The 19,476-nt window shown below is 65.3% G+C and carries 14 protein-coding genes; 7 read left to right on the top strand and 7 right to left on the bottom strand.

Annotated features, from left to right (window positions below):
• Window positions 1-152: 152 nt before the first annotated feature.
• From BpN12_RS20065 to BpN12_RS20050, 4 genes are all read right to left on the bottom strand, one after another.
• Window positions 153-911: a FadR/GntR family transcriptional regulator gene (locus tag BpN12_RS20065; protein ID WP_055138221.1), complete on the bottom strand. Its 759-nt coding sequence runs from the start codon at window positions 909-911 to the stop codon at window positions 153-155.
• A 254-nt stretch (window positions 912-1,165) separates the two neighbouring features.
• A complete protein-coding gene (locus tag BpN12_RS20060; protein ID WP_246797204.1) occupies window positions 1,166-1,633 on the bottom strand; it encodes a DUF2214 family protein in 468 nt (155 codons plus the stop codon).
• A 130-nt stretch (window positions 1,634-1,763) separates the two neighbouring features.
• Window positions 1,764-2,936: a hypothetical protein gene (locus tag BpN12_RS20055; protein ID WP_246797203.1), complete on the bottom strand. Its 1,173-nt coding sequence runs from the start codon at window positions 2,934-2,936 to the stop codon at window positions 1,764-1,766.
• Between the two features lie 220 nt (window positions 2,937-3,156).
• Window positions 3,157-4,221, bottom strand: coding sequence for a glycosyltransferase family 4 protein (locus BpN12_RS20050; RefSeq protein WP_042624252.1), 1,065 nt, complete (start codon window positions 4,219-4,221; stop codon window positions 3,157-3,159).
• 643 nt (window positions 4,222-4,864) lie between these two features.
• On the opposite strand from BpN12_RS20050, the gene BpN12_RS20045 reads away from it, so the two are divergent.
• The 7 genes from BpN12_RS20045 to BpN12_RS20015 all read left to right on the top strand — a co-directional run bounded on the left by BpN12_RS20045 (window position 4,865) and on the right by BpN12_RS20015 (window position 13,052).
• On the top strand, window positions 4,865-6,697 hold the full coding sequence (locus tag BpN12_RS20045; RefSeq protein ID WP_246797202.1) for an ABC transporter ATP-binding protein: 1,833 nt from the start codon (window positions 4,865-4,867) through the stop codon (window positions 6,695-6,697).
• Between the two features lie 458 nt (window positions 6,698-7,155).
• Window positions 7,156-7,533 (top strand): DUF2946 domain-containing protein, encoded by a 378-nt coding sequence (locus BpN12_RS20040; protein WP_246797201.1) that lies wholly within the window; start codon window positions 7,156-7,158, stop codon window positions 7,531-7,533.
• 93 nt (window positions 7,534-7,626) lie between these two features.
• Window positions 7,627-9,819 carry a TonB-dependent receptor gene (locus BpN12_RS20035; protein ID WP_246797200.1) on the top strand — a complete coding sequence of 731 codons (2,193 nt, stop codon included), beginning with the start codon at window positions 7,627-7,629 and terminating at the stop codon, window positions 9,817-9,819.
• 15 nt (window positions 9,820-9,834) lie between these two features.
• Window positions 9,835-11,307, top strand: a complete 1,473-nt coding sequence (locus BpN12_RS20030; RefSeq protein ID WP_246797199.1) for a PepSY-associated TM helix domain-containing protein — start codon at window positions 9,835-9,837, stop codon at window positions 11,305-11,307.
• A gap of 13 nt (window positions 11,308-11,320) precedes the next feature.
• Window positions 11,321-11,701, top strand: coding sequence for a DUF2946 domain-containing protein (locus tag BpN12_RS20025; protein ID WP_246797198.1), 381 nt, complete (start codon window positions 11,321-11,323; stop codon window positions 11,699-11,701).
• 252 nt (window positions 11,702-11,953) lie between these two features.
• Entirely contained in the window at window positions 11,954-12,517 is a 564-nt protein-coding gene (locus tag BpN12_RS20020) for an SCO family protein (protein WP_246797943.1), read from the top strand.
• A 76-nt stretch (window positions 12,518-12,593) separates the two neighbouring features.
• Window positions 12,594-13,052 carry a copper chaperone PCu(A)C gene (locus BpN12_RS20015; RefSeq protein ID WP_246797197.1) on the top strand — a complete coding sequence of 153 codons (459 nt, stop codon included), beginning with the start codon at window positions 12,594-12,596 and terminating at the stop codon, window positions 13,050-13,052.
• A gap of 159 nt (window positions 13,053-13,211) precedes the next feature.
• On the opposite strand, the gene BpN12_RS20010 is transcribed toward BpN12_RS20015, so the two are convergent.
• From BpN12_RS20010 to atzF, 3 genes are read right to left on the bottom strand one after another with little or no spacing between them, the layout of a single operon-like run.
• Window positions 13,212-13,928, bottom strand: a complete 717-nt coding sequence (locus BpN12_RS20010) for a GntR family transcriptional regulator (RefSeq protein ID WP_246797196.1) — start codon at window positions 13,926-13,928, stop codon at window positions 13,212-13,214.
• Window positions 13,929-13,960: 32 nt separating this feature from the next.
• Window positions 13,961-17,563 carry an urea carboxylase gene (gene uca / locus BpN12_RS20005; protein ID WP_246797195.1) on the bottom strand — a complete coding sequence of 1,201 codons (3,603 nt, stop codon included), beginning with the start codon at window positions 17,561-17,563 and terminating at the stop codon, window positions 13,961-13,963.
• Window positions 17,564-17,575: 12 nt separating this feature from the next.
• Window positions 17,576-19,408 (bottom strand): allophanate hydrolase, encoded by a 1,833-nt coding sequence (gene atzF, locus BpN12_RS20000; RefSeq protein WP_246797194.1) that lies wholly within the window; start codon window positions 19,406-19,408, stop codon window positions 17,576-17,578.
• Window positions 19,409-19,476 lie beyond the last annotated feature (68 nt).

Here is a 19,476-nt window from a genome sequence, read left to right as displayed (position 1 = left end):
GACGTTTTAGGCTACTCGGCGAGAACCCCTAGCCGCGCCGGCCTCGCCTCATGCAGGCATATCGCGGACGGCGGCCCCGGCGCGGCCCGCCTACGCTTGTTTCCTATCCCGGCGGCGCGTCCGGTGACGCGCCGCCGAGATGGACCGGACCGTCAGTCGGCGCCGTCGCGGCCCGCTTCGGCCGCTTCGTGCGCGCGACGCAGCCGTTCGCGGCTATTGGTCAGGTGGGTGCGCATCGCGGCGCGCGCCGCCTCCGGATCGCGCCGCGCGATCGCCTCGAAGATCGCCTCGTGCTCGTGGTTCAGGCGCCCGACGTAGCGCTCCAGATCGTCGCCGGCAAAGCGCGCCGAATTCACGCGCGCGCGCGGAATGATCGAGGTGCCGAGCTGCGTCATGATGTCGACGAAATAACGGTTGCCGGTGGCCTGGGCGATCTGCAGGTGGAAATGGAAATCGAGCTGGGCCGTGTCGCGGCCGCCCGAGGCGCTCTGCGCGATCGCGTCGAGCGCGCGGCGCAGCGAGCCGAGGTCGGCGTCGTTGGCGCGCTGCGCGGCGAGGCTCGCGCATTCGCTCTCGAGACTGATGCGCAGCTCGAGCACGGCGAGCACGTCGCGCAGCGTGGTAATGGTGGCCGGATCGATGCCGAGCGTGCGGCGCCGCTCCGGCGCCAGCACGAAGCTACCGATCCCGTGGCGCGTCTCGATCAGGCCGCTCGCCTGCATCCGCGAGATCGCCTCGCGCACCACCGTGCGGCTCACGCCCTGCGTCGCCATCACTTCCGTCTCGGTCGGCAGCTTGTCGCCGGGACGCAGCGCGCCGTTCTCGATCTGCGAGCTCAGCGCGTCGACGACGTCTTGGGCGAGGCTGCGGGCGCGGCGGCGCGGGGGCACGGGAAGCGCGGGCACGGACATGGGGCCTTATCCTTAAAATAGAGATCCGACCCGACGGGAAGCGGATCAGATCGAAATGGCGCGGCCATTATACTGCGTCACAAGTCATCCGATGACTGATGTTTCCCCCAATCCCTTGATGGACGGGGCCGCGGCGGCGTGGCGCACACGGCGGTCGGATGTCGAATCATCGCACTTCTTGACGGGCGTGGACAGGTCGGCCTGTCCGGCCGCCGCCGCGGTCGGCACGGCAAAGCCGAGCCGCCGCAGCCGCCTCAGCCGGCACCGACGCCGCGCGCCATGCCGGCGGCGGCGAACACGATGATGATGATCAGCGCGGCCTGCGCATGGCAGATACGCGAATAAGTGAACGCGCGCGCGACGTCGGGCAGCTCGCCGCGCCGCACCGTCGCGCGCCACCGCCACAGCGCGCTCATCGGCCGGATTTCGAGGATCAGGATGATCACGAAGGCCGTCATCTTCAGATGGAACAGCGGCTCGTGCAGGTAATAGGCGCTGCCCTTCTCGAAGCCGCCGAACGCGCGCATCAGCCCTGTGACGAGCAGCACCAGCGCCGTCAGCCCCCAGCCCGTGTCGGCGCGGAACACGGCCTTCAGGTCGGCGACCTGCGTGACCGGCGCGGCGGCCACGCGCTTGAACGCGCGGTTGCGCGTAGCGCTCGCGGCCAGCGCGAGGCCGAACGCGCTCAGGTGGATCGCGGCCAGCAGCCAGTGGATGATCATCGGGATGTCCTTTCTCGGGCGCGCCGGCGGGCGCGACTGTCGTGCCATGCATGCGCGGTGCGGCGGGCAAGACCATCGGGGAGACGGCCGGACCGCCGCTGCGCGAGGCGATCGTGCCACATGACAGGCGTCAGCCGAACTGCCGCAGCGTCGCATCGAGCGCGCGCGCGGCGGCGCGATCGCCCTCGGTCGCGAGCGGCGCGCGCATCACGATCTTGCGGTTGTGGCCGACCGCCGCCGGCGAATTCCAGAGCAGTTCGACCTTCGGCCGCGAGAACGGCCGACCGCGCGGCATGTCCGAGGTCGCCGGCACGCCGGGTCGGGAGGGATCCGGCTCGGCCGGTTTCGGCCCGGCTGGGGTGGCCGCTTCTGCAGCCGCTTCTGCGACGGCAGGGGCCGGCACGGGCCCGGAATTTGCGTCGACGGGCGCCGGTTCGAGGTTCGAAGAACGGTTCGACGGCACCGCGCCCTCGCCCGAATCCGGCCCGGCTGCGTGAGCAACAGGATGATCGGCCGCATGACCGACGACGGCATCGGATGTGTTGCCGTTGCCGGCCGCCGTGCCCACGCCGCTCGGCGCGACCGCGGCCTCCGGCCCGGCCTGCGAAACCCGTGCAACCGGCGCAACCGGTTCAGCCGCCGCCGGCGCAAGCGGCGCCACCTCGGCCGGGACGACGGCAGCCTGCGGTTCACCCACTGCCGCGGGCGGCAGCACGGTGCCGCGCGGCCAGCGGATCGCCAGCTCGCGCGCATCGTATTGCCCGACCTTGCGGCTTTCCATCCAGACGACCACGGTGCGCGTCAGCACGTCGAGCGAGATCGCGTAGCGGCCGATCGCGAAGCGGCGCGCGGCGATATTGGTGCGCCAGAGCGGCTGCGGGCGGCAGATCCAGACCACGGCGGCGTAGAGCACCGGCGCGGCCAACAGCCAGCCGTTGCTCGCGATCACCGCGTGCAGCGCGCGGCGCCAGCCGGCAAACCAGACGAACGCGCCGACCGACCAGGCGGCGAACAGGAAGCCGAGCAGCGCGAACAGGCGCAGCGCCTGGCGCAGCCATTGCGGCAGCGGGTGGCTCGGCCGCTCGGCGCGCGCGGCGGCGCCGGGCAGCGTCATCAGCAGGAACAGGAACACCAGGTTCACGCAGGCCCACGGCGACGACGCCATGGTCGACAGCGTCGACCAATCCATCTGCGCCATCGCGTGCAGCCAGCGAACGAACAGCACGAGACCGATCGCGCGCAACGCGAAAATGACGCCGGCTCCGGGGGCCGGACTCGCGCGCGTGATTTTCGTTCTCGCCAAAACCTCTCTCCTGTCGATCTCGCTGGTGCCGGATTTTACGGCACGGCCATTATAGGGGCATGACCTGCCGCGTCAGACGAAACCCGTCGCATTGCCGTCAAACGCACCGGCCGCGCGGCGCGGATACAACACCGGCGCGCCCCAATGGACAACGCCCCGCGGGGCAAACCCTGCGGGGCGTCGGAACGCGCCGGACCGGCCGGCGCGTTACTGCATGCGATCAGTTCGCGTTGACTTCGCGCAGCACCGTGCGGCGGTTCTGGCGCAGCAGCTCTTCATAGACCTTCACGTAGTTGGCGGCCATCACCTTCGACGAGAAGCGCGATTCGAACGCGCCGCGCACCTTCTCGCGCGGCAGCGTGTCGAGCCGCTTGACGGCGGCGATCGCCGAGATCTCGTCTTCGACGACGAAGCCCGACACGCCGTTGTCGATCACTTCCGGCACCGAGCCGCGCTTGAACGCGATCACCGGCGTGCCACAGGCCATCGCCTCGATCATCACCAGGCCGAACGGCTCCGGCCAGTCGATCGGGAACAGCAGCGCGTGCGCGTTGCCGAGGAATTCGGACTTCTGCGATTCGTTGATCTCGCCGATGTACTCGACGTGCGGCAGCGCGAACAGCGGCTTGATCTTCTCTTCGTAATAGGCGCGGTCGGCCTTGTCGAGCTTCGCGGCGATCTTGATCGGCATGCCGGCCTGCTCGGCGATGCGGATCGCGGTGTCCACGCGCTTTTCCGGCGAGATGCGGCCAAGGAACGCGAGGTAGCCCGGCTTGGCGTCCTTCGGCGGCGTCAGCAGGTTTTCCGGCAGACCGTGATAGACGGTCGGCTGCCAGTTGGCCTGCGGCAGCGGAATGCGCTGGTTGTCCGAGATCGACACCACCGGCACGGTGTTGAACGTATTGAAGATCGGCTGCAGTTCCGGCAGGTCCAGGCGGCCGTGCATCGTCGTGACGTGCGGCACCGGCTGGCGCGAGAACAGCGAGAACGGGTAATAGTCGATGTGGAAATGCAGCACGTCGAATTCGTCCGCGCGGCGGCGCACTTCCTCGAGCAGCAGCATGTGCGGGGCCATCACGTCGCGGATCGTCGGGTCGAGGCGCAGGGCCTGCGGCCAGAACGCTTCGAGCTTCGCGGACGTCTGCGAATCGCCGCTGGCGAACAGCGTCACGTCATGCCCCATCTCGACCAGTGCCTCGGTCAGGTAGGACACCACCCGTTCGGTACCGCCATACAGCTTCGGGGGAACCGCCTCGTGCAACGGAGCGATTTGAGCGATTCGCATCTGAGTAACTCCTAAAATATCGGCAAAAAGTCAGGCTGGATCAACCGTAAGCCTTGCCGTCCGGCGAGCCGGACTGATCAAAACGTCGGACAAAAAACGACCGGCTCGCGGTAACGAGGCGCCGCCTGCTGACGGCGCACTTGCATTCAACGCAGGGTGCCGCGCGCCGTTGACAGCATCCCGTAAAATTTCCTTCATCCTGCGGGAATCGGCACCGGGCATCCTGTAAAAATGACTCAGGGTTAGCCCGAGGGCCATTATCAGACCGAACAAAAGCCCCGGCGCGGAACATTTCAAAGACTTTACCTTGTTACAAAGGCGCAACATTTTGCAACCCTTGGATTTTCAAGGCGGAATTAGAGTAGGACCATCGCTGGCGGCGCCGCGGCAACCTGACTGGTCGGCGTCGCCTTTTCGTTTCGACGATTCCCGACGTCCGCGCGTGCCGCGCGGAAAGCATGCGAGCCGGCGGATTTTATCCCAAAATGGATCGCAGACCGTAGCTCGATCGGATGCGATCGGGTGCGGCACAAACTCCGGGCTTGTTTACAATGCCGGCTTTCGTCCGCTTCGTGGACCATCGCGGCACGCTGTCCGCACCGCGCGCGCCGCTTAACCTCCGTTTCGACCACACGCACAAATTTTGGAAGCTCTCACACCTGCCCAGCGCAACGCCCACAACGCGAAGCTCTCGAGCTATGCGAGCCACCCTCTTGCGTTTCTGTTTCGCTACATCCGCAAGCATCCCGTCGCCCACCTGATCGTGCTGGCCAGCGTGCTGGCCGCCGTCGGCTGCGCGCTCGGCTCGCAATACGCGATCAAGCACCTGATCGACGTGCTGGCCGGCGGCCGCCATCACCCGGGGCCGCTGTGGGCCGCGTTCGGCCTGCTGGTCGGCCTGATCGCGGCCGACAACCTGCTCTGGCGCATCGGCGGCTGGGTCGCCGCGCATACGTTCGTCGCCGTCACGGGCGACCTGCGCCGCGACCTGTTCCAGTACCTGAGCGGCCACTCGCCGACCTATTACGCCGAAAAGCAGCCCGGCACGCTCGCGAGCCGGATCACGGCCACCTCGAACGCCGTCTACACGTCCGAGAACACCATGGCGTGGAACGTGCTGCCGCCGTGCATCGCGGTGGCCGGCGCGATCGTCATGATCATCGTCGTCAATCCGATGATGGCGCTGGGCCTGTTCACCTGCTCGGCGGTCCTCGCGATCGTGCTGTTCAAGCTGGCCGGGCGCGGCTCGGCGCGCCACCATGCGTTCGCGACCAAGGCCGCGGCCGTGGACGGCGAGCTCGTCGACGTGATCGGCAACATGGCGATGGTGCGCGCGTTCGGCATGACGCTGCGCGAGCAGAAGCGCTTCGGCCAGACCGTCAAGGCCGAGATGGACGCGCGCCAGCAGAGCCTGCTCTACCTCGAAAAGCTGCGGCTGCTGCACGCGGTGATCACGGCGATGCTGTCGGCCGGCCTGCTCGGCTGGGCGCTGCTGCTCTGGGACCAGGGCAAGGCGACCTCGGGCGACATCGTGCTGGTCAGCTCGCTCGGCTTCACGATCCTGCACGGCACGCGCGACCTGGCGGTCGCGCTGGTGGACGTCACGCAGCACATCGCGCGGCTCGCCGAGGCCGTCAAGACGATCCTCGAGCCGCACGGCATGCCGGACCGCTCCGACGCGACCGAGCTGAAGCCGAGCGGCGGGCGCGTCGAGTTCGAGCACGTCACGTTCGCCTATCCGGGCCGCCGGCCGATCCTCGACCATTTCGACCTGCGCATCGAGGCGGGCCAGCGCGTCGGGCTGATCGGCAAGTCGGGCGCCGGCAAGTCGACCGTGCTCGCGCTGCTGCAGCGCTTCTACGACGTCCAGCAGGGCGCGATCAAGATCGACGGCCAGGACATCGCGGCGATCACGCAGGACAGCCTGCGCCAGCAGATCGCGCTGGTGCCGCAGGACATCTCGCTGCTGCACCGCTCGATCTACGAGAACATCGCCTACGGGCGCCCCGAGGCAAGCCGCGAGGAAGTGCTGGCCGCCGCGCGCGACGCGCGCTGCAGCGAATTCATCGAGGCCATGCCCGACGGCTACGACACGATCGTCGGCGACCGTGGCGTGAAGCTGTCCGGCGGCCAGCGCCAGCGCATCGCGATCGCGCGCGCGATCCTCAAGGACGCGCCGATCCTGCTGCTCGACGAGGCCACCTCGGCGCTCGACAGCGCGTCCGAGGAAGCGATCCAGGCCGCGCTCGACCGGCTGATGGTCGGCCGCACCGTGATCGCGATCGCGCACCGGCTCTCGACGCTGCGCAACTTCGACCGGATCATCGCGATGAGCACCGGCAAGGTGATCGACGACGGCTCGCCCGAACAGCTGCGCAACCGCCCCGGCATCTATCGCGACCTGCTGACCAAGCAGCACGGCCGCCACATGATGCCCGACGACGACGCGACGCTCGGCGACGAACGCGTCGCCTGACGCCTCGCGCGACGCGTACCGATAAAAAATGGCCGTTGTCAAGCCTCTCGTAAAGCTAGACAATGGCACGAAAGATCTTGTGGGGCAAAGGGTTGTGACAGATTTCGATTGCCCCTCCCTTTGATCGCCTTTTGGGCTAGGAGCCACATAGGCGCTTCGTGGTGGTAAGCCCGTGGCCGTCATAGCGAACAAGATCGCACTGAAGCCTCCCAGCCGAAGAGCAGCGACCGTACCGTCGCGCCAGTTAGAGTTATCTCATTCCACGAGAAAAATGCGATCGCCGTAGCGGTTTTCGGTGCAACGCGTTCGACACCGCGCGGCGTGGTCCACGCACTACTTGTGCAACGAGTGCGAGATTAGCAGATAGCCGTTGGTTGTTGTGTCTTACACCGACTTCTGCAAGCGACCGGACGCTGTTCAGGTGATAAACTGTTACTACTTGTTTCTGCCTGTGCTCCATGCTCGCCCGATCCCGCAACCACCTGACTGCATGGCTTGGCCTCGTCGCCATGTGGCTTGTCGTGCTTGCGCCGCTCGTCAGTCAACTGGTGGTGTCGTCACATCTGCACAATCTCGACGATGCGCCGATCTGCTCTGTCGTGCCGATGCCCGGCGATATGTCGCAACACAGCACGCACAGCCAAAGTGACATGCTCGCCGCGTGCGGCTATTGCGACCTGCTGGCCGACCACATTGCGATTCCATCAATGCCGCCCGTGGTGCCGCCGTTTGTGATAATGGTTGTGTTTGCTGCCGTAGCGGTGCTGTCCACTCGCTTTACTCCTCTAGGCGCTTTCCCATCCGGAAAACCGCGCGCCCCTCCCGTTTTTTCCTGATCGCAAGCCAGTCAGTTCACGACGCCTGAACGCGTCGTGCCGCCGTCGCGCACGCAGACGGTATGTCTTGTCACGAATCGAAAAAACGAACTCATGAAGTTAACCATTCTCGCCACTTCGCTGGCGCTGCTTCTGCCTGTGCAGGCTGCACTGGCAGACAACACGGAAAACACGGAAAACACGGCCACGCTGCCACAAATCGTCGTCAGCGCCAGCCGCGACGACGCCACGCTCGCGGAAATTCCACAGAGCACGACGATCATCACGCGCAAGGACATCGAAGCCAGCCCGGCCCAGACCGTTGATCAGTTGCTGCGCAACGTCGCCGGCATCAACCTGAGTACCGTGCCCGCGACGTCCAAGGACCCGACCGGCCAGTCGCTCGGTATGCGCGGCCTCGGCAATGTCACGGTGCTGGTCCTGCTCGACGGCGTGCCGATCATGGACCCCTTCTACGGCACCGTGCAGTGGAACAAGGTGCCGCTCGCCAACGTCGACCGCATCGAGATCGTGCGCGGCGGCTCGGTCGTGTGGGGCAACATGGCGGTCGGCGGCGTGATCAATATCGTGACGAAGAAACCGACCGACAACTCGGGCACCGTCACAGCCAGCTACGGCAGCTTCGGCACGCGCTCGGCCTCGCTGAACCAGAACTTCAAGGTCAACGACAAGCTGGCCTTCAATTTCTCCGTCGACCAGCTCGACTCGCACGGCTATCAACTGACGCCGGCACAGTATCTCTGGCGCTTCCCGAACAAGGGGCCGATCTGGACGCGCGACACCAATGTCCAGTTGATCACCTACCTGCATCCGTGGGCGAGCCTGACGGGTTACATCCGCTTCGGCTATCACATCAACGACGAGGAGATCTCGTACCAGTACGGCAGGAACCGGCAAACCAGTCCGGATTTCGCCACCAGCTTTACGCAGAAACTGGACAAACACAGTTCGGTGACTGCCAGCGCCTGGGCTCAGGAAGTCAGCTTCGACAAATACAACGGCGCGAGCTGCTACTGGAAAGCTTCGGGCGGATGCCTGTCCCTGCCCGCCACGCTGACCGGCCTGCCGGCTGCGCAGGCGGGCGACAGCATCGACCAGTATTACACGCAGCATGGCGACCAGAGCTACCATGAAGTCGGCTTTTCGACGATGTATTCGCGCACGATCGGCAAGGTATGGCGCGACTTTCAGGTGGGCGTCGACTACCGGCGCCTGAGCGCGTCCGACAGCGAGCTGATCTACAACACGCCGACCGTGTTTGGAGCACCCACCGGCACGCTGGCCGCGTCGGTCGGCGGCAGCGGTGTGCAGAGCTATAGCGGCCTGTTTCTGCAAACCCGTATCGCGCCGATCGATCCGCTGCTGATCACGCTCGCGGCACGGGTCGACCGGTTCTCCAGCAGCATCGCCTCCACCGAGGGCAACAATCCTCAGCTCGGCGGCGGCACGACCGTGACGCGCTTCGATCCGAGCATTTCGGCCCGCTACTTCGTCACCGACGAGCTGTCGCTGCGCGCGTCGCTGAACCGGACCTTCCGCGGGCCGGGCCTGAACAATACGCTGCGCTCCTACGGCAGCGCCGCATCGACGCCGTCGATCGCCGACCCGTCGCTGGTTCCGCAGAACATGCTGGAACGCGAAATCGGCCTCGACTACGACCGCGGCCCGCTGGATCTCAGCGCGACCTACTTTTCGTACTCGATCAAAAACGCGATCCTGTCGACGACGAGCCCGGCATCGGGCGCACCGTCTGCCTATCAGCAGGCACTCTGCCGCGATTTCCTCGCGGGTTCGTCCGGCACCACCTGCAACTTCTACAGCAACGCCGGCAACGAACGCTCGCGCGGCGTCGAGCTGATCGGTTCGTACCGGGTCATGCCGCAACTGGGCTTTAACGGCTCGTTCACGTGGACCGATGCGACCCTGACCAGCACGACCAGCAATACGCCGCTCGGCGTGCAGATCGCGGGCATCCCGCGATTGATGGGCAATTTCGGCGTGACCTGGACGCCGTTCAGCCAGCTCGAACTGACGGCCCAGGCGCACTACATCGGCCGCATGAATTACGCAAGTTCGATCTCCACCGGAACCCATACGCAGGGCTCGAATACGGTGTTCGACATCGGCGCGCGTTATCACGTCACCCATGCCATCGACGTGACGCTGGCAATCGACAATCTGACGAACCGGACTTACACCGACAACACCTGGACCTACAATTCGCCGTACACGCAGACGCTGTCGCCGCCGCGCATGGCTTTTGTAGGCGTTCAGGCGAAGTACTGAAAGAGGTGACGCACGATGAATCCACGTCCTGAATCCGTGACCGGCCCCGCAGCCGGAACCCGTGGCTACCGCACGCTCTGGCGCTGGCATTTCTACGCCGGCCTGTTCGTGATGCCATTTCTCGTGGTGCTGGCGATCACCGGCACGATCTACTGCTTCCAGCCGCAGATCGAACCGCTGCTGTATCCGCACCGGCTCGTCGTCGCGCCGCAGACAACGCCGCGTCTCGACGCGGACACGCTGCTCGCCGACGCCCGCGCCGCACTGCCGGCGGCCGCCGTCGTGACGACGGTCCGCATCGCGTCGCGTGCGGACCGCAGCACCGAGTTCATCGCCCGGCTGCCGGACGGGCGCAAGGAAAGCGTGTATCTGAACCCCTACGACGGCGCACCGCTCGGCACACTCGACGTGGACAGCCGCTTCATGCAGGTCGACCGGATGATCCACCGCAAGCTGCTGCTCGGCAAGCCCGGCGAACTGCTGATGGAACTGGTCGCGTGCTGGACGCTCGTGATGATCGGCACCGGCGTCGCGTTGTGGTGGCCGGCCGGCAAGACCCGTCTGGGACCGGCGCTGAAACCGGATTTACGGCTGCGCGGGCGTCCGCTGTGGAAGAGCATTCACGCGACGCTCGGCATCTGGTTTGCCGTCGGCGCGCTCGCGTTCGTTGTGACCGGCCTGCCGTGGACGGGTTCGTGGGGCAGGCACTTCAAGGAGCTCGCCACCAGCGCCGGGCTCGGCTCGCCGCGGGGCGCATGGGGTGGCGGCCTGCCGCTGCACTCGAAGCTGCCCGGCAAGGCTGCCGGCAGCTCCGCTTCGCCGCCTGCCCATGCAATGGCGTCCGATATGGGTTCGATGCCCGGCATGACGATGGACGACACGCCGCTGCCCCAGGTGCCCTGGGCGGTGGGCGCCGTGCGCGTACCGGATTCGCCTGATGCGGGCTCGCCCGGCGTCCATCCGCTGTCGCTCGGCAAGATCGTCACGCAGATGCGTGCGGAGGGACTTGAGGACGGCTACGACATCCTGCTGCCGAAATCGCGGGACGGCGTGTACGTCGTGTCGTATTTCCCTGTCGATCCGAAGGGCGAACACACGATCTACATCGACCAGTACAGCGGAGCGGTCCTGAAAGACATCCGCTATCAGGACTACGGCGTCGTCAGCAAGGTGATCTCATACACCACGGCGCTGCACATGGGCCGCTATTTCGGCCTCGCCAACCAGATCATCTGCACCGTGCTGTCACTCGGCATCGCAGGGCTGGCCGCGACCGGCTGCGTGATGTGGTGGAAACGCCGGCCCGCGCGTTCGCTCGGCGCGCCGGCAAGAGACTTGCGCGCGCCAGCGATGCGCGGCTGGAAAATCGCGCTGGTCGCGCTCGGCATCGTGTTTCCGCTCATGGGGATGACGCTGATCGCGGTCTGGCTGCTCGACCGTATTGCGTTCAGGGACACAGCGCGAGCCTCGTCCCAACCCAACGCCTGACCGATACCGGAACATGACGGCCCGCTCCCGCAACCACCTGACCGCATGGCTTGGTTTCATTGCCATGTGGTCGGTCGTGCTTGCGCCGCTCGTCAGTCAACTGGTCGTGTCCGCACGTCTGCACGACCCAGGCAACACGCCGCTGTGCTCGGCCATGCCGGTCTCCGGCCGCGCAGTTCATAGTGGCCCGGCCGATGTACTCGCGGCGTGCGGCTACTGCGATCTGCTCGCGGACCATGCCGCACCGCCCGCCGTGCCGCCGTCACGGCCGCTGCTCGTGCTGCTGCTCATAGGCGCAGTGGCAACGACGCTCTCTCTCCGTCATACGCCACCTGGCCGCTTCCCCGCCGGGCGCCCCCGTGCGCCACCCGTGCTCCGTTTCTCGAACCCGTAAGCGCCTGACGTGAAGCCGCGCCATTCCGCGCGGTGGCTTCGCGTCTGCTACTTTCTCGCGCCGCCATGCGGAGCCCGCTTCACGACCTGCGGGCTGGCCCGGCACGCATACGCGAGAGTCGAAGTACGACCTGGACAGAAAACGACATCGGCTGTCATGAACCACAGATCAACTTTCCCGCGCCCGTTCATTGCGGGCCGCCGATGCTGGGCGGCCCGTGTCACTACCGTTGCGCTCATCGCCGCCTGCTCGATGGGCGGTGCCTTGCTCGCCGGCTGCAACCAGCAGCAGGCGCCGGCCTTCCAGAACCTGAACATCACCGGCAATACGCAGTTCGGGCACGACTTCACGCTCGTGGATACGAACGGCAAAACGCGCTCGCTTGCCGACTACAAGGGCAAGGTCGTCGTCCTGATGTTCGGCTACACGCACTGCCCGGACGTCTGCCCGACCACACTGGCCGAGCTGTCGCAGGCCATGCAACAGCTCGGACCCGACGCGCAGCACGTCCAGGTTCTGTTCGTGACCGTCGATCCACAACGGGATACCGCGCCGATCCTGGCGCAATACATGGCCGCGTTCAACCCGACGTTTCTCGGACTGCGCCCGGCCGACAACGCGCAGCTCCAGCAAGTTACGAAGGCGTTTCGGATCGTGTACCAGAAGGTGCCGGGCGCGACGCCGGACAGCTACACGGTCGACCATACGGCGGCCAGCTTCGTCTTCGACCAGAACGGCAAGCTGCGCCTCTATGCACGTGACGGGCAGGGTTCGACACCATGGATTCATGACCTGAAACTGCTGCTCGATAACTGAACGGCAATCGCCGCAAACCCGGTGCCCGCGTTTCGTCACGTTCGCGCCGGAACCTTCACTCCAACCGGAGACAATGATGAAAATCCTGATGAAGAAAACGTTCGTTCTCGCCGCCACACTCTGTGCAGGCTCCGCAACGGCATTCGCCGCGCCCGCTTCGTCCGTGATGATATCGGACTGCTGGGTCCGCGCCTTGCCCGGCAACCTGCCGTCCGGTGGCTATTTCAGCGTGATGAACATGAGCGACAAGCCGGTCGACCTGACCGGCGTGCAAACACCGGCCTTCGGAATGGCGATGCTGCATCAGACACAGAACAACGGCAGCATGTCGAAGATGGTGATGGTCGGCAAGGCCACTGTGCCCGCGAACGGCACGCTCAAGTTTGCGCCGGGCGGCTATCACGTGATGCTGGAGAAGCCGAAGCAGTGGGTCCAGGCCGGAGCGTCGATCCCACTGACGTTCTCGTTCAGCGACGGCGAGAAGGTCACTAGCGACTGTGCCGTGAAAAGCGCTGGCACTGCTTCGCCGAACTGAGCGCCCTCGCACGCCGGCCTGCCATTGGTAGGTCGGCGCACCGACAGGCACCATTGCGCGGCGCACGATGCAGCCCAAATCAAAGAGAAAGTCCCGATCAGGGTGATGTCGGTGCGCGACAGCGCCATCGTAGTGCGCCGCGCACGTATACGGGACGGGCTATGCGCCTTGCTGGGCGGCGTAACGTTCGCGGGCGGTCTGCATCATGTAGAGCGTGATGCGTTTGACTTCGGCCTGACTCTCGCCGATGTGAGCACGGATCATCTTCTGCGCGAGTGCGGCATCGCCCGCGCCGACGGACTTGAGAATTTCCGCATGTTCTTCGTAGGTCGCGGCAACCCGCAGCGGCTTCGTGAAGTCCAGCCGGCGGATGATGCGGATGCGTTCAGTCACATCCGAATGCATCCGGGCCATTTCCAGGTTGCCGACCGCTGCAACCAGTCCGGCATGGAATCCCTCGTCGAGCGCGGCCGCCTTCGCCGGGTCCTGCTCACGCTTTTTAGCCGGCACACACCAGATTTCCCTCAGCGGATCGAGCTTCAGGTTCAGTTTCTCCGCGACGATCCGACTGATCGCCGTGGTCTCCATCATCACGCGAATCTCGTACAGATCCTCGAAATACTTGAAGTCGAATGCACGGACCTGCCACCCGCTCTTGAAGCTCACGTCCACGTATCCTTCGCGCTGCAACCAGAACAGCGCCTGCCGGACCGGCGTGCGGCTGACCTGCATGCGCGTCGCAATATCGCCCTCGCTGAATTTGTCGCCGGGCAGCAGGCGGAAATCAAAAATGTCCGACTTCAGCTGCGCATATATCTGCGCGGCGAGATTGCTCGCGCTCCTTGCCGGTCCGACCGGCGTGTCGTTGTCCACCATCGAAAATTCCACAGACAGTTAGCAGGAGACGGTCATTCCAGCGAGACCAGCGGATCGCCAGCATTGATCATCATACCGGGACGACAGTGGATGCCCTTCACGACGCCATCGTGAGGCGCGGAGATGTGAAACTCCATCTTCATCGCCTCCAGGATCAGGAGCAGATCGCCCTCACGCACCGCGGCACCCGGCTCGACAACCAGCTTCCACACGTTGCCCGTGATGTCCGCAGCAACAACCGAGCCAGTCAGCGCCTCGTCTGGGACAGCATCGTTGACCAGTTCGCCGCTTTCGTCCGCACCCGACGACTGGGTTGCCCAGTGTGCCACCTCGGCATCGAACGCCTGTTTCTGCGCGGCCCGGAACCCTTCGAGTTCCGGCTCGATCCGCCTCAGGAACGCGTTGTATTCGCCGAGATCGAATACCTCTTCCTCGATACGGACGCCCTGCCTCCCTTCCCGGAAGTCGTTGCGCAGCGTGTCAAGTTCGCTCTCGGTGACCGGATAGAACCGCACCTGATCGAAGAACCGCAGCAGCCACGGCTTGCCGTCGACAAACACCTCGTTCTTGAGGAACTTGTTCCAGATCGGCAGTGTGCGTCCGACGAGCTGGTAGCCGCCGGGCGAGTCCATGCCGTAGATGCACATATAGACGCCGCCGATGCCTACCGTTCCCTCCGCCGTATACGTCCGTGCCGGGTTGTATTTGGATGTGAGCAGGCGATGGCGCGGATCGACCGGTACCGCGCAGGGCGCGCCCAGATAGACGTCTCCCAGCCCCAGCACCATGTAGCTCGTCTGGTAGATTGTGTCGCGCACTTCGTCGGCAGACTGCAGACCGTTGATCCGGCGGATGAACTCCGTATTGCTCGGCAACCACGGCGCCGTGTCGCGTACCGACTGGCGATAGCGGGCAACCGCGTCCAGCGTCGCGGAATCCTCCCAGGCCATCGGCAGATACACGACACGGCTCGACACCTTCATGGTCGCGATACCGGTCAGCGTCGCGTCGGTTGCCGCCAGCGCATCGACGAGCACCTTCTGGTCGATGATGCGGCTGTCGTAGCGCACCTGCAGCGAGCGCACGCCGGGAGAAAGCTCCAGCACGCCGGGCACGGCGCCCGTCTTCAGCGCTTCCATCAGCGCGTGAATGCGGAACCGCAGATTCAGGTCGAGCACGTTCTCGCCGTATTCGACCAGGATGTACTTGTCGCCCGCCTGACGGAATACCGTCTTCGGCCGGTCGCCCTGAGCGGCCGCCTCGAAGAGGACCGGCGAACCCCGCTCTGCGGAGAAAGCCGGACCGCACAGCAACGCATCGCTCCAGTCGCGAATGAAGGCGTCCTGCCGCTGCTCCAGCGCGAGTGCCTCGTCAAACGACATTTCGCGGAAACGGATGCGGTCGCCCGGCTTGACCTGCCCGACCTTCCACAGCTCGCCCTTCGCGATCGTCACCGGGCAGACGAACCCCCCGAGACTTGGACCATCACGCGTCAGGATCACCGGCATGTCGCCCGTAAAGTTGATGCTGCCGATCGCGTACTCACAGTCGTGGATATTCGACGGATGCAAACCCGCTTCGCCACCGTCCGAACGGGTCCATTCGGGCTTCGGACCATTGAGCCGGATGCCGAGCCGGTTCGAGTTGTAATGAACCTCCCACTCGCTGTCGAAGAATTTCTCGATCGATGCGGGCGAGAAGAAATCCGGCGCGCCATGCGGGCCGTACAGCACGCCGATCTCCCAGGTGCGCCCATAGGCCGGCACGAGTACTGACGGCAACGGTGCGGGGGCGTACAGCGGCGCGAGATCGGCGGTCGCGGGCAGCAACGGATCGGCAATCGGCAGCACGTCAGACGGACGCAGCGTGCGCCCCGCGTGACCACCGAACTGCCCGAGAGCGAACGTGGAACGACTACCCAGATACAACGGGACGTCCAGACCGTTGCGCACGGCCAAATAGGTCCGGCAGCCGCTCGTCGCTTTGCCGATCCGCAGCGTCTGCCCGGCCTGAACGGGAACGGGCGACCAGAATGCAACCAGCACCCCGTCGAGTTCGGCATCGGTCGGCGCACCGGTCAGTGCAATGACGGTATCGCAGTGAAAACGAAGCGTCGGACCCAGCACCGTCGTCTCGATGCCTGCGGCTTTCTCTCCGTTACCGACGATCCGGTTGGCAAGACGGAACGCCCAGTCGTCCATCGGCCCCGAGGGCGGCACACCGATGTCCCAGTAGCCGACGCGGCCCGGATAGTCCTGGATGGTCGTATAGGTTCCGGCGTCCACCACTTCGATGACGGCGGGGCGGTAGGCAAAGCCGTCGAGATAGCGGGTGGACACGTCGCCCGACCGGAAGCCGTCGCTCGCGATGATCCGGCGCAGGTAGTCCAGATTCGTCGTGATGCCCGACAGGCGGGTTGCATCCAGTGTGCGCGCCATCGCGACGATCGCCGCCGCACGGTCTTCACCATGTACGATCAGCTTTGCGATCATCGGATCGTAGTGCGCGGATACCTCGGTGCCGGTCTCGACCCAGCCGTCCACCCGCACATCAGGCGGAAAGCTCACTTCGGTCAGTGTGCCAGGACTCGGCGCGAAGTTGCGCAGCGGATTCTCGGCGTAAATGCGAACTTCGATCGACGCGCCCCGGGGCGTCACCGGCCGGTCGAGCGCAGGCGGTACACCTGCCGCCGTGAGGATCATCCACTCGACGAGATCGATGCCGGTCACGCTTTCCGTGATCGCGTGCTCGACCTGCAACCGCGTGTTGACCTCCAGGAAGTAGAACGCCTGCTTCGCGGCGTCGTAGATGAATTCGACCGTGCCCGCCGAACGGTAACCTACCGAACGGCCCAGGCTCTCCGCAGCAGCAAGGAGCCGCGAACGAACATCGTCCGGAAGATTCGGCGCGGGCGTTTCCTCGACCACCTTCTGGTTGCGCCGCTGCAGCGAGCAGTCCCGCTCGCCCAGCGCCACGACGTTACCGCTGCCATCGCCGAAAATCTGCACCTCGACGTGACGGGCGCGATCGACGAAGCGCTCGACAAATACGCCGCCATTGGCAAAAAACGACTGCCCGAGGCGCTGCACGGACTCGAACGCCGCAACGAGTTCGGCTTCGTCATTACAGCGCGTGAGGCCGATTCCGCCACCGCCCGCCGTGCTCTTGAGCATGACCGGATAGCCGATCGAGCGCGCCGCTTCACGTGCGCAGTCGGCGTCGGCCAGCAGACCCGAACCCGGCGTGAGCGGCACGCCAGCCTTCTCCGCCAGTTCGCGCGCCGCGTGCTTCAGGCCGAACTGTTCCATCTGCTGCGGCGTCGGGCCGACGAACGCGATGCCTTCGGCTTCGCATCGGGCCGCGAATTCCGCATTTTCCGACAGGAATCCGTAGCCGGGAATGATGGCCTGCGCGCCGGTCTGCTTCGCGGCGGCAATGATGAGGTCGGCGCGCAGATAACTTTCCGCCGCGGTATTGCCGCCCAGCGGTACGGCAACGTCCGCAGCCGTCACGTGCAGACTGTTGCGGTCCGCATCGGAATAGACGGCCACCGAGCGGACATCCATCCGCTTGAGCGTACGCGCAATGCGGCACGCGATCTCGCCACGATTGGCGATCAGAACAGTATCGAACATGGCAACCCCGGATCAGGAACGTGACGGTGCGTTATTGGCGCGCTGGCTCTCGATGTAGCTCGCCCAGCCACCGAATCCGGTGATGTCGCGCGCCTCCTTTAGCGCATAGGGCTCGCAGATAAAGCCCTTCACCTGCCGGCCATCGGCAAGCGTAAGCGTACCGATGCCGAGCGGCGCGGGCACACCAGCGACGAACGAACCAAACTCCGCCACGGGCACGTCCCACAGTTCGACCTTGATCGGCGCGCCCGCATCCGCGCGTGCGAGTCCCGGTTTAGGCGGTGTGGTATTGGCAAGCGCATAGAGCCGGTACGTGTCCGCCGTAGTCGTCGCCTCGGCGAAGCGCGCATTGCGCGAGGTCAGTTCGTGATTGAGCGGCATGCCGCGCAGATGGGCGCCGACAACGGCGACACGGATCGTGTCATCCGCTGCACTGGCGTTACCGGCAGGCTTCGTCGCGTCGCCTGCAGCGAGGGGCAGCCCGGTCGCGCCGCGCGTGAGCCCCGTTGCCTGATGCCACGACGCTGCGAACTCCGCGAGCGCCTTCTCGCGCCATGCGTCACCGATCAGCGTGATGCCGAACGGCAACCCGTCTTCACGCAGGCTGGCCGGCACCGCAATCGCGCTCCAGTCAAGCAGATTCACGAAATTCGTGTACTTGCCGAGGTTGCTGTTGAGGCGAACCGGATCGGCCAGCAGTTCGGCAATCCGGTAATGGGTCGGCGCGGTCGGCACCAGTAACGCGTCGAACTGGATCAGCAGTGCGTCGGCGCGGCGCTTGAGATCCGCCAGACGGTAGAGGCCGTCGAACGCATCGGCGGCCGAGAAGTTGCGCGCCTTGAAGATGATGTCGCGCACGACGGGATGGATGTCGGCCTCGTGTTCCACGGCGAAATCACGGATCGCGGCGTAGCGTTCCGCCACCCATGCGCCGTCGTAAAGCAGCGCGGTCACTTCGTCGAACACCGAAAAATCGACCGGCACGCAGGTCGCACCGAGTGCCTCGATGTGGGCCACCGCTGCCTTGAAGGCTTTTTCCGACACGGCATCGCCGAAGAATTCCGGCTTTGCGGGAATGGCGAAGCGCGGCGCCGCAGGCACACGCCATTGGCGGGAAGACGGCGGCGCCTCGCGCGACAGGCCATCGGTCAGATCAAGCGATGCCGCGACGTCGTAGACGCGGGTCGCGTCCTCAACCGTCGTTGCGAACACCGAGACGCAATCCAGGGTACGGCAGGCCGGTACCACACCGGTATTGCTGAACGCGCCGCGTGTCGGCTTGAGCCCGACGATGTTGTTGAGGCCGGCCGGCACGCGGCCCGAACCCGCCGTATCCGTGCCAAGCGAAAACGGCACGATGCCGCGTGCGACGACAGATGCCGAGCCTGAACTCGACCCGCCGGAGATGTACTCCGGGTCGAACGCGTTGGACGGAATGCCGTAGGGCGTGCGCACGCCGACGAGCCCGGTCGCGAACTGATCGAGATTGGTCTTGCCGACCAGGATGGCCCCCGCGTCCGTCAGCCGCCTGACCAGCGTGGCGTCGTTTTCCGGGGTATAGGCGAATGCGGGGCAACCGGCCGTCGTCGCGAAACCCACGGCATCGATGTTGTCCTTGACCGCGAACGGCACGCCGTAGAGCGGAAGACGGTCGATGTCGCCACCCACGGCATCGAGCCGATGCTGCAACGCCTGAAGTTGCGACTGAAGGATTTCAGATGGGGCGACCGAAATCCATGCCGCGTCGGGCTTCGTGAGTGCTTCCCGCAGATCGGCCAGCAGGCTTGCCGGCTTTGCTCCGCCACGGTAGGCATTGAGCCAGTCTGAAATTGTCCATCCGCGCATCTGGTATTCCCTCTTGTGTACAAGTTTGAGGGAACCCTACTCAAGATCTGTGCCAGGAGATAGCAAAT

Source organism: Burkholderia perseverans, from assembly GCF_022870505.1.
In the GTDB taxonomy this organism is placed as follows: domain Bacteria; phylum Pseudomonadota; class Gammaproteobacteria; order Burkholderiales; family Burkholderiaceae; genus Burkholderia; species Burkholderia plantarii.
The sequence above is the reverse complement of the archived record's forward strand: the minus strand, read 5'-3'. Positions and strand labels throughout refer to the sequence as shown.